This window comes from Actinocorallia sp. API 0066 (assembly GCF_020991275.1).
Classification (GTDB): domain Bacteria; phylum Actinomycetota; class Actinomycetes; order Streptosporangiales; family Streptosporangiaceae; genus Actinocorallia.
In genome coordinates this window covers 120864-135267 of record NZ_JAJLQY010000012.1, presented here as the reverse complement: position 1 = coordinate 135267, position 14404 = coordinate 120864, and the positions used below count along the sequence as shown (strand labels likewise).

The 14404-nt window shown below is 71.3% G+C and carries 14 protein-coding genes; 3 read left to right on the top strand and 11 right to left on the bottom strand.

Going from position 1 to position 14404, the window contains the following annotated elements; translation table 11 throughout:
- Positions 1 to 88: 88 nt before the first annotated feature.
- Complete coding sequence (locus LO762_RS27095; RefSeq protein WP_230618858.1) at positions 89 to 1111, top strand: branched-chain amino acid ABC transporter substrate-binding protein; 1023 nt, start codon at positions 89 to 91, stop codon at positions 1109 to 1111.
- A 333-nt stretch (positions 1112 to 1444) separates the two neighbouring features.
- Here LO762_RS27095 and LO762_RS27090 read toward each other — a convergent pair whose 3' ends face one another.
- The 3 genes from LO762_RS27090 to LO762_RS33730 form a co-directional block, all read right to left on the bottom strand.
- Positions 1445 to 2893 carry a beta-N-acetylhexosaminidase gene (locus LO762_RS27090; RefSeq protein ID WP_230618857.1) on the bottom strand — a complete coding sequence of 483 codons (1449 nt, stop codon included), beginning with the start codon at positions 2891 to 2893 and terminating at the stop codon, positions 1445 to 1447.
- Between the two features lie 68 nt (positions 2894 to 2961).
- Positions 2962 to 4005, bottom strand: a complete 1044-nt coding sequence (locus LO762_RS27085; protein ID WP_230618856.1) for a serine/threonine-protein kinase — start codon at positions 4003 to 4005, stop codon at positions 2962 to 2964.
- A 424-nt stretch (positions 4006 to 4429) separates the two neighbouring features.
- Positions 4430 to 5110, bottom strand: coding sequence for a L,D-transpeptidase family protein (locus tag LO762_RS33730; protein ID WP_230618855.1), 681 nt, complete (start codon positions 5108 to 5110; stop codon positions 4430 to 4432).
- Between the two features lie 151 nt (positions 5111 to 5261).
- Here LO762_RS33730 and LO762_RS27075 point away from each other — a divergent pair, with 151 nt between their 5' ends.
- Positions 5262 to 6038 (top strand): hypothetical protein, encoded by a 777-nt coding sequence (locus tag LO762_RS27075; RefSeq protein WP_230618854.1) that lies wholly within the window; start codon positions 5262 to 5264, stop codon positions 6036 to 6038.
- Positions 6039 to 6075: 37 nt separating this feature from the next.
- Here LO762_RS27075 and LO762_RS27070 read toward each other — a convergent pair whose 3' ends face one another.
- Both LO762_RS27070 and pepN read right to left on the bottom strand, forming a co-directional pair.
- On the bottom strand, positions 6076 to 6714 hold the full coding sequence (locus tag LO762_RS27070; RefSeq protein ID WP_230618853.1) for a TetR/AcrR family transcriptional regulator: 639 nt from the start codon (positions 6712 to 6714) through the stop codon (positions 6076 to 6078).
- 119 nt (positions 6715 to 6833) lie between these two features.
- Positions 6834 to 9383 carry an aminopeptidase N gene (pepN, locus tag LO762_RS27065; RefSeq protein ID WP_230618852.1) on the bottom strand — a complete coding sequence of 850 codons (2550 nt, stop codon included), beginning with the start codon at positions 9381 to 9383 and terminating at the stop codon, positions 6834 to 6836.
- Between the two features lie 173 nt (positions 9384 to 9556).
- Between pepN and LO762_RS27060 the strand changes: the two genes are divergently transcribed.
- Complete coding sequence (locus LO762_RS27060; protein ID WP_230618851.1) at positions 9557 to 10171, top strand: disulfide bond formation protein DsbA; 615 nt, start codon at positions 9557 to 9559, stop codon at positions 10169 to 10171.
- Positions 10172 to 10239: 68 nt separating this feature from the next.
- On the opposite strand, the gene LO762_RS27055 is transcribed toward LO762_RS27060, so the two are convergent.
- The 6 genes from LO762_RS27055 to LO762_RS27030 all read right to left on the bottom strand — a co-directional run bounded on the left by LO762_RS27055 (position 10240) and on the right by LO762_RS27030 (position 14307).
- Entirely contained in the window at positions 10240 to 10707 is a 468-nt protein-coding gene (locus LO762_RS27055) for a ribose-5-phosphate isomerase (protein WP_230618850.1), read from the bottom strand.
- Positions 10708 to 10724: 17 nt separating this feature from the next.
- Complete coding sequence (locus tag LO762_RS27050) at positions 10725 to 11660, bottom strand: ATP-binding protein (protein ID WP_230618849.1); 936 nt, start codon at positions 11658 to 11660, stop codon at positions 10725 to 10727.
- Between the two features lie 127 nt (positions 11661 to 11787).
- A complete protein-coding gene (locus LO762_RS27045) occupies positions 11788 to 12543 on the bottom strand; it encodes an energy-coupling factor ABC transporter ATP-binding protein (RefSeq protein ID WP_230618848.1) in 756 nt (251 codons plus the stop codon).
- Entirely contained in the window at positions 12528 to 13304 is a 777-nt protein-coding gene (gene cbiQ, locus LO762_RS27040) for a cobalt ECF transporter T component CbiQ (RefSeq protein ID WP_230618847.1), read from the bottom strand. Before cbiQ ends, LO762_RS27045 begins: the two co-directional genes overlap by 16 nt.
- A complete protein-coding gene (locus LO762_RS27035; RefSeq protein ID WP_230618846.1) occupies positions 13304 to 13618 on the bottom strand; it encodes a PDGLE domain-containing protein in 315 nt (104 codons plus the stop codon). Before LO762_RS27035 ends, cbiQ begins: the two co-directional genes overlap by 1 nt.
- The gene (locus LO762_RS27030) at positions 13615 to 14307 is read right to left on the bottom strand and encodes an energy-coupling factor ABC transporter permease (protein WP_230618845.1); all 693 of its coding nucleotides are present in this window, start codon (positions 14305 to 14307) and stop codon (positions 13615 to 13617) included. Before LO762_RS27030 ends, LO762_RS27035 begins: the two co-directional genes overlap by 4 nt.
- Between the last annotated feature and the right edge of the window lie 97 nt (positions 14308 to 14404).

The window sequence follows — 14404 nt, the reverse complement described above, 5'->3', positions numbered from 1 at the left end:
GGTTCTGGGGGCTTGTTTGTTGTTGATCGTGATGTGTTCGGGGGGTGGGGACGAGGATCCGTATATTCCGGCGCCGTTCTATCGGGATGTGGTGATCGGGCAGTTCGGCGGGGTGGGGACGGAGGCGGGGGCGGCGGTGGAGTTGGCCGTCGAGCGGCACAACGCGGCGGGGCCGCGGGTGCGGGTGGAGTTGCGGTCGTATGCGACGACGAGCGCGGCGGGGCTGCGGGCGCTGGCGGAGCGGGCGGTGGCCGACGGGGTGTACGGGATCGTGGGGCCCGCCGGGGTGCTGGACGTCGCGCCGGTCGTCCAGGTGTTCGAGGACGCGGGGGTGCCGATGGTGGCCTACGACACGACGGACGCGAAGCTGCGGGACCGTGGGTGGCGGTACTGGCACCGGATCGTCGCCGACGACGAGCTGACCTGGACGGAAGCGGCCCGCCACGTCACGGGCGAGCTGAGGGCGCGCAAGGTGGCCGTCCTGCACGACCAGTCGCCTGTGCCGCTGCGCCGGGCCGAGTGGGCGCGGCGCGGCCTGGCGCGGGCCGGCGCGGCGGACGTGCGGACGTGGAGCTACCCACGGGGCTTCACCACCGAGTTCAGTGCGATCGCCGAGGACGTCAAGGGGTTCAAGGCGGACGCCGTGGTCGTCGCCGGGCGGGCGGAGGACGCGGGTCCGCTGGTGCGGGCGCTGCGCGCGGCCGGGGTGAAAGCGCCCGTCGTCGGGGACGACGGGCTGCTGTGGCCGGGGTTCACGGGCGACGCGAGGGTGTGGGCCGTCTGCGCGTGCCTGGTGGACCCGGAGGGCGCGACCTCCCCGGCCACGCAGAGGTTCGTCGAATCCTTCCGCGCGACGTACCGGGAGGCTCCGCGACAGCCGTACGCGGTGGAAGCCTACGACGCGGTCACGCTGTTCCTGGAGGCGACGGCGGAGGACCGGACGACGCCCGGTGTGATCAACGACTGGATCGGGGCGGCGCGGACGTCCGGCCTCACCGGGACGTTCAGGTTCGACGGGGAGGGTGAGCGCCTCGGGCCCGGCGTCCACCTGTACCAGGTCGGGGAGGCCGGGTTCCGGCACGTCGCGCGGCTCACCGAGGCGCTGCCCTGACCGGGGTTTGGCCGACCGCTGGCGCGACACCGTGGAGAATCACCCGATTCCGGACCTCGCGCTGACCCCCGTGAGCCCCACGGCTTCCTAGACTGAAGGTATCCGAAGGCGGATCGGAGCGAAGGACGTCACCGCAAGGAGGCGAACAGAAACCGGAACGCCAAGGATCCGCCACAGCGGAAGACGAGAAGGGCAGTGAAACGCCCCTATCGGAAGTGCCGCTGAGGGCGAGTGAAGAGGGGAAACACCGCCGGAGACGAGCAATGTGGCCCGCCTCCGGCGTTTCCCTGTCCGCCCGGGGCGGCGGGAGCGGTCCAGCCGCCCGCTGAGCGGCTATTCGGCGAGTTCCGGGGAGCGGTGGTAGGCGGTGATGCCCGCGGCGTCCCAGCGGGCCGTGTGGGCGCGCAGGCGGCGCGCGTGCGCGGGCCAGTCGCGCGGCGCGGCCGACCAGGCGACGTCGGCGAGGCCGGGCAGCCTCGGGAGGAGCATGTGGTCGAGGTCGTCGGGGGTGCGCAGGGTCTCGCTCCACAGCGGCGCCTCGACGCCGACGACCTCCGCGCCGGGCACGAGCGCCTCGGGGTCCCACTCGTAGGACTGCCGGACGCCTACCGTCCCGGCCCAGACGAGCCCGAGCGGCGCGTCCTCGCTGTACTTCTGGTCCAGGTAGGCGCGGTCGGCCGGGGACATGATGAGCTTGGCGCCCTCCCCGACCGCCTTGTGCAGCGCCTCGGGCACCTCCTCTGTCGTCGGCCTCCAGTACTGCAGGTGGACGCCGGGGGGCAGCTCGGGCGCGGAGGCGGCCTCCTGCCACGCGACGACGGTCTTGCCGTGCTTCCCGACGAGCGGAAGGGTCCGTGACATGAACGTGGCGTAGTCCTCGGCCGTGGTGGACAGCGCCTCGTCCCCGCCCAGGTGGAGGTAGGCGCCCGGCGTCAGGGCGGCGACCTGCCCGAAGACCTCGTCAAGGAACGCGTAGGTGGCGTCCCGGTGGATGGCCAGTTCGCTGAACCCGACTTCGACGCCCTCGTACAGCTCGGGCGCCTCCTGCGTCGACAGGTGCGGGTAGCTGGCCATCGCGGCCTGGGTGTGTCCGGGGACGTCGATCTCCGGGACGACCGTCAGGTACCGCGCGGCGGCGTACTCGACGATCTCCTTGAAGTCCTCCTGCGTGAAGAACCCTCCGGGCGGTCCGCCGACGGCGGTGGCGGCCCCGTGGGAGGTGAGCCGTGGGTAGCCGTCGATGGCCAGCCGCCAGCCCTGGTCGTCGCTCAGGTGCAGGTGCAGCACGTTGAACTTGTAGGGGACCACCCTGTCGATGAACCTCTTGACCGCCGAGACGTCGAAGAAGTGCCGGGCGACGTCGAGCATCACGCCGCGCCAGGCGTACCGGGGCGCGTCCTCGACGGTGCCGTGCGGCAGCGTCCAGGCGGCTTCGACGGGCGCCGGGGACTCGATCTCCGGGGGCAGCAGTTGCCGGAGCGTCTGCGCGCCCCGGAAGAGCCCCTCGTCCGTGTGGCCCGTAAGGACGACGCCGGATTCGGTGACGTCGAGGAGGTACCCCTCCCGGCCGAGCGAGGCGGGCCCGTCCAGGCGCAGCTCCACCACCGTGGTGGAGGCGGGTGTCGCGGGGGCGAGGGGGAAGCCGGTGGCGCGCCGGAGCAGGGCGCGCAGGAAGGCGGCGGCGTGCCCGTCGGGGGCGGTCAGCGCGGTGTCCCGGCCGAGCGTGAGCACGCCGGGGCGGGGCACGACCGCGCGCGGGACGGGGATGAGGTTCGGTTCCACACACGCATATTAAACAGGTTTCTTTCCTATTTAAATCGCCCGCACCGGATTCCCCGCCCCCGCACCCCTCATCCGGACGCCGGCGGCTGCCGGTACTCGGTCGGCACGACCACCTCCGCACCCGTCCCGGCGCGCTGCGGCGCGGCCGCCGACAGCGCCGCGACCAGGCCCACCGAGAGCACCGCGATCAACGCCATGACCCCGGCGACGAGCACCGGCCGCCCACCGCGCGCCCCGGCGTCCGGCTCGGCGGCCCGCTCGGCCTCGGTCCTGCCGACGAGCCGCATCATCAGCTCCGGAGCCGTCGGCCTGTCTTCCGGCTTCTTGCTGAGGGCGGCCCGCACGAGGTCCTTCAGCGTGCCGTCAGCCAGGCCGTGCAGGTCGGGCTCGTCCTGGACGACCCGGCGCGCGACGTCCAGCGCCTGGCCCTCGCCGAAGGCGGCCCGCCCGGTGCCCGCGAACGCCATGAGCAGCCCCCACGCGAAGACGTCGGCGGCCGGGGTGGCCGTCCCGCCCACGAGGACCTCGGGGGCCATCCAGCCGGGCGTGCCGAGCACGGTGCCGGTGGTGGTCCAGCTCGTGGAGGCGTCCAGCGCGCGCGCTATGCCGAAGTCGATGACGCGCGGCCCCGAGAGCGTCAGCACCACGTTCGACGGCTTGAGGTCGCGGTGCACGAGGCCCGCCTCGTGGATGGCGGCCAGCGCCGTCGCCACGCCCGCCGCGACCCCGTGCAGGTCGGACGCCGGAAGCGGGCCACTCTCGTGCACCCGCCTGGCGAGCGGCACTCCCCCGATGTACTCGCTGACCATGTAGGGCAGCCCCGTCGGATGGAGGTCGAAGTCCTCGCCGTGGCCGACGATCGCCGCCGTGCAGAACGAGGCGACCCGTCCGGCCAGCGCCACCTCGTCGGCGAAGCGCGCCCGGAACACCTTGTCCTCGGCGAGCTTGGGATGGATGGTCTTGACGGCGACCCGCGCGCCGTCGCCCCCCTCCGCGAGAAAGACGGTACCCATGCCGCCGGAACCGATCCGGCCGAGAAGGGTGAAGCCGCCCACGGACTTGGGGTCTTCCAGCGCCAGCGGCTTGATCCCGCCGGGCAACGTGTCCTGCACCTGCGTCCGTTCCTGTCGCGCCGAAACTCGTGGGTCCAAGAGTGCCCGATCTTGGCGCCCGGTCAGCGCACCGCTGCCGAATCGTCATCTCGCCGTTCCCCGGGCGCCGTACGGCATGGTGAGAGCGGACAGGAGATCTCCGTTGGCACGAAACAAACACGTCACCGGGACGTAGCCTTCCGTGCGATCTGGCGTCCTAAGCTGAAGTCAGCTCCGAGAGATCGGGGCCGCGCAGGACCGGAAGCGATGACCGTCGTCGGCTCCTCCTCGACGGACGACGGTGGCGCATCCGGACCGCGCGGCGGACCGGTGCCCCGCGTGCAAGAACCCCAGGGGTGGGAGGTACTGGCACGCGGGCACCGGCAATCACGAAGGCTCAGATCATCGGGGATCTGGGCCTTCGTGGTGTGTGCGGAGGACGCCGCTAGAGCACCCGCACCTGCATGCCGATGGGCACCAGGTTGAAGATCTTCATGTCAGTGCCGAACGGGAGCCGGGCGCAGCCGTGCGAGTCGGGGTACAGGGGCACGTTCGGAGAGCCGTGCAGCGCGTAGCCCCGGTAGAAGTAGATCGGGTTGTACAGGGTGCCGAGCGGCGCGTGCCGGACCCCCTTGATCTTGCGCTCGACCCTGAAGTAGCCGCGCGGCGTGCGTGACACGGCGCCGTCCTCGAAGCGGCCGCTACCGGTCGAGGTGTGGCTGATGAGCGCGATCTTGTTGTTCCTGTAGACGACGACGAGCTGCCGCTTGATCGAGATCTCGACCCGGTCGGCCTTGCGCTTCTTCTTGGCGGTGATGACGACCGGGAGCTTGGGCCGCTCCAGCGCCCGCCAGGTCTTCAGTCCGACGTTGCCGGCGGACGCGGTCGGGAGTCCGTTCACCTTCTGGAACGCCCAGACCGCGGCGCGGGTGGTGCCGCCGAAGCGGCCGTCGGCCGTGCCCGGGTCGTATTTGAGCTGCTTGAGCCGCTGCTGGAGCTGCTTCACGGCGGCCCCCTGGCTGCCGAGCTTGAGGTTCGGGGTCGCCGTCGGGGCGGCCCCCGCTCCCCCGGCGAGCGGGCCCCCGACGAGGGCTGCCGCAAGCGCGACGAGCGCAACTTTTCTCACATCTACCCCACATCATGATCTACCTGATCCTGGAGACCCGACCACATGCTGGGGAAATGTGTCAACAGCCGGTATCACCCCGGGGATATGGCTACTTACGGTTACCAAGCGGTTAGATTGCTTTTGACCGTAATTAAGCGACCATAGAGGGGTGTTCGGTAACAACATCTACCAGAAGGAGAATCCAGCCCTTGTCGGCGGATCTCCTCAGCAGGTGTACGAACAGCTCTGGAGCGCTGATTCCGGAAAACGTAAGCGGAAACGGGTGCGCGGCTCCGTCGTGGCGTTCGGCGCGGGGTACGTCTTCGGCCTCTTCGTCGGCGGCCTCGCCGTCTACTGGGCGATCGTCTTCGTCATCGGCTTCCTCGCCTACGACGCCGCCCAGTACGCCAAGGCGCGCCTGGAGTCACGGATCTGGCGCACCGGCGACGACGGCGCCTCGCACACCGCCAAGGCGCTGCGCGGCCTCGAACTCGCCGGACGCGGCGAGTTCACCGTGCTGCACCGGCGGTTCGTGCCGGGCCACGGCGTGCTGCCGCACCTCGTCGCCGCGCGCGGCCAGGTCTGGATCGTCGAGAACCAGGTGCACGCGCCCGACATCGTGCTCGCCTCGGTGAAGGGCAGGCTGTTCTTCGGCAAGGACGTCCAGTCGCACGTCGTCGCGAAGCTGGAGGCCCTGGCCAGCACCGTCTCCGAGGCCCTGTCGCAGGAGATGGGCGGGCCCGTCAAGGCGTCGGTGGTGGTCGCGGTGCACGGCGGCCGGGCCAAGGCCGACCGGATGACGGCGGGCGGCGTCGTGCTCATGCGCACGTGGCGCGTCCCGCTGTGGATCAGGGCGGCGCACGCCGAGCACGGCGACGCCGACGCGCCCTCCGCCCAGGACATCTCCCAGACGGCGCAGCGCCTGTTCGGCCCCGGCGGGCGCTGAGCGGCCCGCGGACGGCCTGGCACGGTCCCGGCGGGGATCAGTCGGGGCCCGGCTCCGGGAGGCCGTCCAGGAGCAGGTCGAGGCCCGTCTCGAACTCGGCGTCCGGATCATAGGCGAAGCCCTCGGCGAGCAGCGCCGTCAGATGCGGGAAGCGCTCGGGATCGACGCTCTCCGGCCCGTGCAGGAACGGATCGGAGCCCGGCGCGTCGCGGTCGAACCGCGCCTCCCGCAGCAGCGCCCCGATGACGTACGACACGAACGCCGACGCGATCCTGGCGGCCCGGCTCCCGGAGAACCCGGCCGCGCGCGCGATCTCCAGCGCGTGTTCGAACAGCCGGAGCGTCGCGGGCGTCTCGAACGTCCTGGTGAGCACGAGGTTGACGGTCCTGGGCCGCTCCCGGGCGGCGGCGCGGAAGGCGCGCATCATGCCACGGGCCCGCTCGCGCGGATCGGCCTCGGGATCGTCGGCGAAGTCGAGATCGACGACGAGCCGCTCGATCACGGCGTCGACGAGCGCCGCCTTGTTGGGCACGTGGTGGTAGAGCGACATGGCGGCGACCCCGAGCCGGGCGGCGACCTTGCGCATGGACAGCGCCTCGACGCCGTCGCGCTCGATCAGCTCGCCAGCGGCCGCCACGATGGCGTCGCGCGACAGGGAGGCACGGGGGGCGTCCATCCCACTCCCCCTTCGCCTCTCAGTCCGGTTTCTCCTGGTTCGATCGGTGCCACTTTATACCTGGGTGACAAGAGAAGGGCCGTCCGGAGCGCCCCGGACGGCCCTTCTCCGCGCTTCGCCTAGGAGGCGGCCGCGTCCCTGGCCCGCGCGCGCAGCGCCCGCGCGACGCCGTCACGGCCCTCCGACAGCATCCGCACCAGCGCCGAGGGCGGGTTCTCCGCCTTGATGTAGGCGTCCGTCCGGTCGATGGTGGACTGGCTGATGTTGAGGAAGGGGTAGGCGGTCTCGGCGAACGTCTGGGACATGTCGCTGCTCCACTCCTGCCACACCCGGCCGACCTCGGCGAAGTACCTCTCGGTGTAGGGCACGAGCAGCGCGGCCTGGTCGGGCTCGACGAACCCGCCCAGCGTCGCCCGGAACACCGCGTTGGGCAGCTTGCCGGAGATGATCCGCTGCCAGGCGGCCTCCTTGGCCTCCGGCGTCGGGATCGCGGCGCGCAGCGCGGCGGCGTGCCGCTCGCCCGCGGCGGTGGCGTCCCGCCCGTGCTCGGCGGCGATCTCGGCCTCGCCCGCGCGGCCCCGCACCACGAGCCGCCGCAGCAGCCCCCAGCGCAGGTCGGTGTCCACGTTGAGGCCCTCCAGCACCACCGAGCCGTCCAGCAGGCCCGCGAGGTAGTCGAGGTGCTCCGGCGACGTCGCGGCGGAGGAGAACGCCTGGAGGTAGGCGAGCTGGAAGTCCGAGCCGGGCGCGGCCGCGAGGGCGAGGCCGTGCAGCGCCTCGGCCATCTGGGCGAGGCCCCGCTCACGCCAGGCCGGGTCGGCGTACTGGGCGACGGCGGTGCGGGCCTGGCGCAGCAGCGTCTGCGCCACCGAGATGTCGGTGACGCCGCCGATGCCGGACAGGAGCAGCTTGACGTAGTCGCGGGTGGCCAGCTCGGCGTCCCGCGTCATGTCCCAGGCCGCCGACCACGCGAGCGCGCGCGGCAGGCTCTCCCTGATGTCGCCGATCGAGGAGACCAGCGTGGCCAGCGAGTGCTCGTCCAGCCGGATCTTGGCGTAGGTGAGGTCGTCGTCGTTGACCAGCACGAGGTCGGGACGGCGCTCGCCGACCAGCTCGGGCACCGCCGTCTTGGCGCCGACGACGTCCAGCTCGACCCGCCTGCGCCGGACGAGGCCCTCGTCGGTGCGGTCGTACAGGCCGATCGCGACCCGGTGCGAGCGCAGCGTCGGGTACTCCGGGACGGCCTCCTGGAGCACCGCGAACTCGGTGAAGACGCCCCCGGAGTCCACCTCGTAGGACGGCCGCAGCGTGTTGACCCAGGACGTCTCCAGCCACTCCTTCGACCAGGAGGTGAGCTCGCGCCCCGACGTCTCCTCCAGCGCGTCCAGGAGGTCGGTGAGGACGGTGTTGCCCCACGCGTGCCGCTGGAAGTACCGGCGGACGCCCTCCAGGAAGTTCTCCAGGCCGACGTAGGCGACGAGCTGCTTGAGGACCGACGCGCCCTTGGCGTAGGTGATGCCGTCGAAGTTCACCTCGACCGCCCGGATGTCCGGGATGTCGGCGGCGATCGGGTGCGTCGAGGGAAGCTGGTCCTGCCGGTACGCCCACGCCTTCTCCGCGTTCGCGAACGTCGTCCACGCGTTCTTCCAGCGGGTCGCCTCGGCCTGGCACAGCACCGACATGTAGGTGGCGAACGACTCGTTCAGCCACAGGTCGTCCCACCAGCGCATCGTGACGAGGTCGCCGAACCACATGTGGGCCATCTCGTGCAGGATGGTCTCCGCGCGGCGCTCGTAAGCGGCGTCGGTGACACGCGACCGGAAGACGTAGTCCTCCAGGAACGTGACGGCCCCCGCGTTCTCCATCGCCCCCGCGTTGAACTCCGGCACGAACAGCTGGTCGTACTTGCCGAACGGGTAGGGGAAGGCGAAGACGCGCTCGAAGTAGGCGAAGCCCTGCTTGGTGACGTCGAGGATCGCGTCCGCGTCCAGGAACTCCGCGAGCGAGGCGCGGCAGTAGACGCCGAGCGGGATGCGCCCGTCGTCGTAGGAGTCCCGCACGACGTGGTAGGGCCCCGCCACCAGCGCCGTGATGTAGGTGGACATCCGCTCCGTCTCCGGGAAGCGCCACACGGCGCCGTCCTGGACGGGCGCGGTGTTCGAGACGACCTGCCAGCCCTCGGGCGCCGTCACGGTGAACGTGTACGTCGCCTTCAGGTCCGGCTGGTCGAAGCAGGCGAACATGCGGTGCGCGTCGGCCGTCTCGAACTGGGTGTACAGGTACACCTGGCTGTCCACCGGGTCCACCATGCGGTGCAGGCCCTCGCCGGTGCGCGAGTAGAGGATGTCCGCCTTGACCGTGAGCTCGTTCGACGCCCGCAGGTCCGGCAGGGGCAGCCTGCCCTTCGCCGCGTCGTAGGCGGACACGTCGAGGGGCGTCCCGTTGAGCACCGCCTCGGTGACGACCGCGTCGTGCAGGTCGATGAACGTGGAACCGCCCGGCTCGGCCGCGTCGAACCTGACGGTGGTGACCGAGGCGAAGCGCTCCGCGCCGGTCGAGACGGCTCCGGGGCCGTTGCCGGCGGTGACGTCGAGCGCCACCTCGTAGCCCCCGACGGCCAGCGTCCGGGCCCGTTCCCGCGCCTCGTCGCGCGTGAGGTTGCCTGCCACGTGCCCTCCCGTGTGTGTACTCGTGTGCTCTCCGGATCTTTTCATGTCTACCCTGAGCCGGGGAATTGACGGAGCGGATGGCCGGTTTGTGTTCGGTGGACGTCTGCGCGCGAAGACTTCGCGTGATCAGAGGTCCGGTCCCGAAAGATGTCCGCCCTCACCGGAGGTGCCCCTTGCCGGAGAACGAGAAGCTCCGCGTCGATTTCTGGTTCGACCCCCTGTGCCCGTGGGCGTGGATCACGTCACGCTGGATCCACGAGGTGGCGGCGCAGCGGCCCTTGGACGTCCACTGGCACGTGATGTCGCTGTCCGTTCTCAACGAGGACAAGGACGTGCCCGAGCAGTACCGCGAGATGATCCGACGCGGCTGGGGCCCGGTACGCGTGGCGATCGCGGCGGAGCGGAAGTACGGGAACGAGGTGCTCGGCCCGCTTTACACCGAGCTGGGCACCCGGATCCACAACGAGGGCCGTGGCGTCACCGACGAGGTCGTCGCCGAGGCCGTCGCGGCGGCCGGCCTGGACGCCTCGCTGCTCGCCGCCTTGGCCGGCGAGGAGTTCGACGAGGACGTGCGCGCCTCGCACAAGGTCGGCATCGACAAGGTCGGCCAGGAGGTCGGCACCCCGGTCGTGGAGATCGACGGGAACGCCTTCTTCGGGCCGGTCATCACGCCGATCCCGCGCGGCGAGGACGCGCTGCGGCTGTTCGAGGGCGTGCGGCTGGCCGCGTCCGTGCCCGGCTTCTACGAGCTGAAGCGGACCCGCACCGCGAACCCCAGCTTCGACTGAGCGGACCGCGAGACGCGAAGAGCCGCCGGACGCCTTACGACGCGTCCGGCGGCTCTCGTGTCGTCCGGTCAGGGAAGCGGCGGAAGCTGCCTGGTGTTCTCGTAGCTGGTGAGCATGTCGATCCGGCGGGTGTGCCGCTCCTCCCCCGAGTACGGGGTGTTGAGGAACAGCTCGACGAACCGGGTGGCCTCCTCCAGCGTGTGCTGGCGCGCCCCGATGCTGATGACGTTCGCGTTGTTGTGCTCTCGGGCCAGCACCGCGGTGTCCTCGCTCCACACGAGGGCGGCGCGGATCCCCTTGACCTTGTTCGCGGCGATCGCCTCGCCGTTGCCCGAGCCGCCCAGCACGACGCCCAGCGAGTCGGGCTCGACGGCGGTGGCCTCGGCGGCGCGCAGCACGAACGGCGGGTAGTCGTCGACCGCGTCGTAGACCTTCGGGCCGATGTCGACGGGCTCGTGCCCGTTGTCCTTCAGCCAGGCGACCAGGTGCTCCTTGAGCTCATAGCCCGCGTGGTCCGATCCCAGGAAAACTCGCATGGGGCCAGTCTCCCAGGTCAGGCCGGGAAGGCGAACTCCGGGTCCACCTGCGCCTCGAGGTCCTCGCCGGTGGCGCGGTTGGCCCAGCTGCGGGCGTTCCTGACGTGGAACTCCACGGCCTGCCGGAGGTAGGTGTCCCAGTCCTTGACCTGTTCGTCGACGGTCTTGCGGAGCACGTCGAGGGAGGCCACCCCGGCGTCCTCCAGGTGGGCGCCTTCCCGGCCCTGCTCGATCGCCCGGACGGCCGGGGAGTGGCCGAACCACGTCAGCAGGTCCTCACCCACGTGCTCGCGCAGGTAGTCCACGTCCTGCTCGTCGTGGACCTTGTTGCCGACGACCTTGATCGTCACGTCGAAGTCGCGCGCGTGGTCGGTGTACTGGCGGTACACGCTGACGCCCTTGCGGGTGGGTTCGGCCACGAGGAACATGACGTCGAACCGGGTGAACAGGCCGGAGGCGAAGGTGTCGGCTCCCGCTGTCATGTCCACCACGACGTACTCGCCCGGGCCGTCCACGAGGTGGTTCAGGTACAGCTCCACCGCGCCCGTCTTGGAGTGGTAGCAGGCGACGCCGAGGTCGTCGTCGGTGAACGGGCCTGTGGCGAGCAGCTTGAGGCCGTCGGCCATGTCCAGCGCGAGGTCGGTGTGGAAGGGGTCGCGCCCGAAGTGGTGCAGGAGGCGGGAGCCGTGCCCCGGCGGCGTCGTCTTGACCATCGAGGCGGCCGACGTGACACGCGGGTTGTCTCCGCGCAGGTACTCCTTGAGCGCGGGCAGGTGGTCGCCGAGCGCGGGCGCCTGGACGCCCTCGGGCAGCCCGAGCGCGGCGCCGAGGTGCTGGTTGATGTCGGCGTCCACGGCGACGACGGGCAGCCCGATGCCGTGCAGGTGGCGGATGAACAGGGACGACAGCGTCGTCTTCCCGCTGCCGCCCTTGCCGACGAAAGCGACCTTCACGATGCCCCCCGATGAGAGTGAAATGAAAACGGTTGTCACTTCAGAGTCTCACGGATCACCGGGCGCGGCGCAACGGAAACGCGGTTTCCCCATGACGGACAGGGCGTTCCGAGGCCGTCACGGAGCGTCAGGCGCCGGACAGCGCCTGGGGGATGAAGCCGAAGGGCAGTTCGAGCCGGTGCGCGGCCATCAGCTCCGCGTCCGCCAGCAGTTCCAGGGTCGGCCCGTCGGCGGCGATCACCCCGCCGGACAGGATGAGCGAGCGCGGGCACAGCTGCGCGGCGTAAGGCAGGTCGTGCGTGACCATGAGGATGGTGACGTCGAGCGAGAGCAGGATCTCGGCCAACTCACGACGCGAGGCCGGGTCGAGGTTGGAGGACGGCTCGTCCAGGACGAGGATCTCCGGCTCCATCGCCAGGACCGTCGCGACGGCCACCCGGCGGCGCTGGCCGAAGCTGAGGTGCTGCGGCGCCCGGTCGGCGAACTCCGCCATGCCGACCCGCTCCAGCGCCTCTTCCACCCGGCGCTCCAGGGCCGCGCCGCGTAGGCCCAGGTTGGCCGGGCCGAAGGCGACGTCCTCCCTTGCCGTGGGCATGAAGAGCTGGTCGTCGGGGTCCTGGAAGACGACGCCGACCCTCCGGCGGATCTCCTTGAGCGCCTTCTTGTCGGACGGGTCCACCGGCATCCCGCCTACCCGGACGGTTCCCGCGCCGCCGTGCAGGATGCCGTTGAGGTGCAGCACGAGCGTCGTCTTGCCCGCCCCGTTCGGGCCGAGCAGGGCGACCCGCTCGCCGCGCCTGACGGAGGTCGTCACGCCGAACAGCGCCTGCGTGCCGTCCGGGTAGGCGTAAGCGAGGCCCGAGACTTCTAGCGAAGCGTCCACACGGCCATCCAAGCAGCAGCGGCGACCAGCCCCGCCGCCGCGGGCAGCGCCGCCGACAGCGCCCACTGCCGCCGGGACGCGCCGACCTCGGCCAGGACGGGCATCGCGCCGTCGTAGCCGCGGCTGAGCATGGCCAAGTGGACCCGCTCGCCGCGCTCGAAGCAGCGCAGGAACAGCGCGCCGAGCGAACGGGCGAGCACCTTGGCGTCGCGCAGGTCGCGGGCCTCGAAGCCGCGCGCCGCGCGGGCGATCCGCATCCGGCGCAGCTCGTCGGCGACGACGTCCAGGTAGCGGAACATGAACGTGGCGATCTGGGTGAGCAGCGGCGGCAGGCCGAGCCGTTCGACGCCCAGGAGCAGCGTGCGCGGCTCCGTGGTGGCCGCCAGCAGGATCGACGCGACGACCCCGAGGGTGCCCTTGGCCAGGATGCCGAACGCGCCCCACAGGCCGTCCACGCTCAGCGCGAGGCCCAGCACCTCGACCCGCTCGCCCCGCGCGACGAACGGGAGGAAGAACGCGAAGGCGACGAACGGGATCTCGATCACCATCCGCCGCAGGACCGTCCCGAACGGGATCCGCGCGACGACCGTCACCCCCGCGAGCAGCAGCGCGTAGGCGGCGAACGCCCACACCTCGTGCCGGGGGGTGATCGCGACGGCCAGCACAAAACCGACGGTCGCCACGATCTTGCAGTGCGGCGGGAGGCGGTGCACCACCGAGTCCCGCCGCACGTAGAGGGCGTGCGCGTGGCCCGCCCCCATCAGTCCCGGCTCTCGGCCCTGCGGCCGCGCACGACCCAGAACAGGCCGCCCCCGAGGGCGAGGGTGACGGCGACGCCGATCACCCCGGACAGGCCGCCTGACAGCCGCTCGTCGCCCACCCCGGAGACGCCGTAGTCCGCGAGCGGCCATTCGGCGCCCGCGTGGTCCTTGGCGCCCGCGTCGAAGCCCTGGTCGGTGGCGACCTTCTCCAGGCCGTCGGGGCTGCCCGACGCGTAGTAGCTGACGAGCCCCGCGAGGACGAGCGCGACGAGCAGTCCCGCCGCCAGGAACGCCTTGGTGGTGATGGTCTTCACGCCGTGGCCTCCTCGGCCGTCCCGTTGATCAGCAGAGGCTTGACGAGGCCGCGCGCCCCGTACACCAGGTCGGGCCGGACGGCCACGGCGCTGGACACGGTGACCGCCGTGATGAGCGCCTCACCGACGCCGATGAGCAGGTGCACCCCGGTCATCGCCAGGAGCATCTCGCCCAACGGGATGTCCGTGGTGCCGCCGATGGCGTAGATCGCGGTGAAGGAGATCGCCGAGGCCGGAACCGACAGGAACGCCCCGGCGAAGGCGGCGACGGGCACGCTCGACCGCTTCTTCGGCAGGATCGCGAGGCCCGCCTTGAACACCCCGTAGCCGATGATCGCCGTGACGATCGCCATGATCGTGATGTTGGTGCCGAGCGCCGTCAGACCGCCGTCAGCGAACAGCAGCGCCTGCACGGCGAGCACGACCGACACCACGAGGACCCCGGTGTAGGGGCCGACGAGGATCGCGGCGAGCGCGCCGCCCAGCAGGTGGCCGCTGGTCCCGGCGGCGACGGGGAAGTTGAGCATCTGGGCGCCGAAGACGAAGGCGGCGGTCACACCCGCGAGCGGCGCCGTGGCGTCGTCGAGTTCCCTGCGGGCGCCCCGCAGCGCGACGGCGACGCCGGTTGCGGCCACCACACCCGTGGCGACCGAGACCGGCGCGTTGATGAAGCCGTCAGGGACATGCACGGCGAATCCTCCCTGGTTGGAGCTGTTGATCCCACTTTGGAACGAGCAAATCTTAGTTGCAAGGCTTTCGCAATAACGAATACGCGGCGCTGTCGCG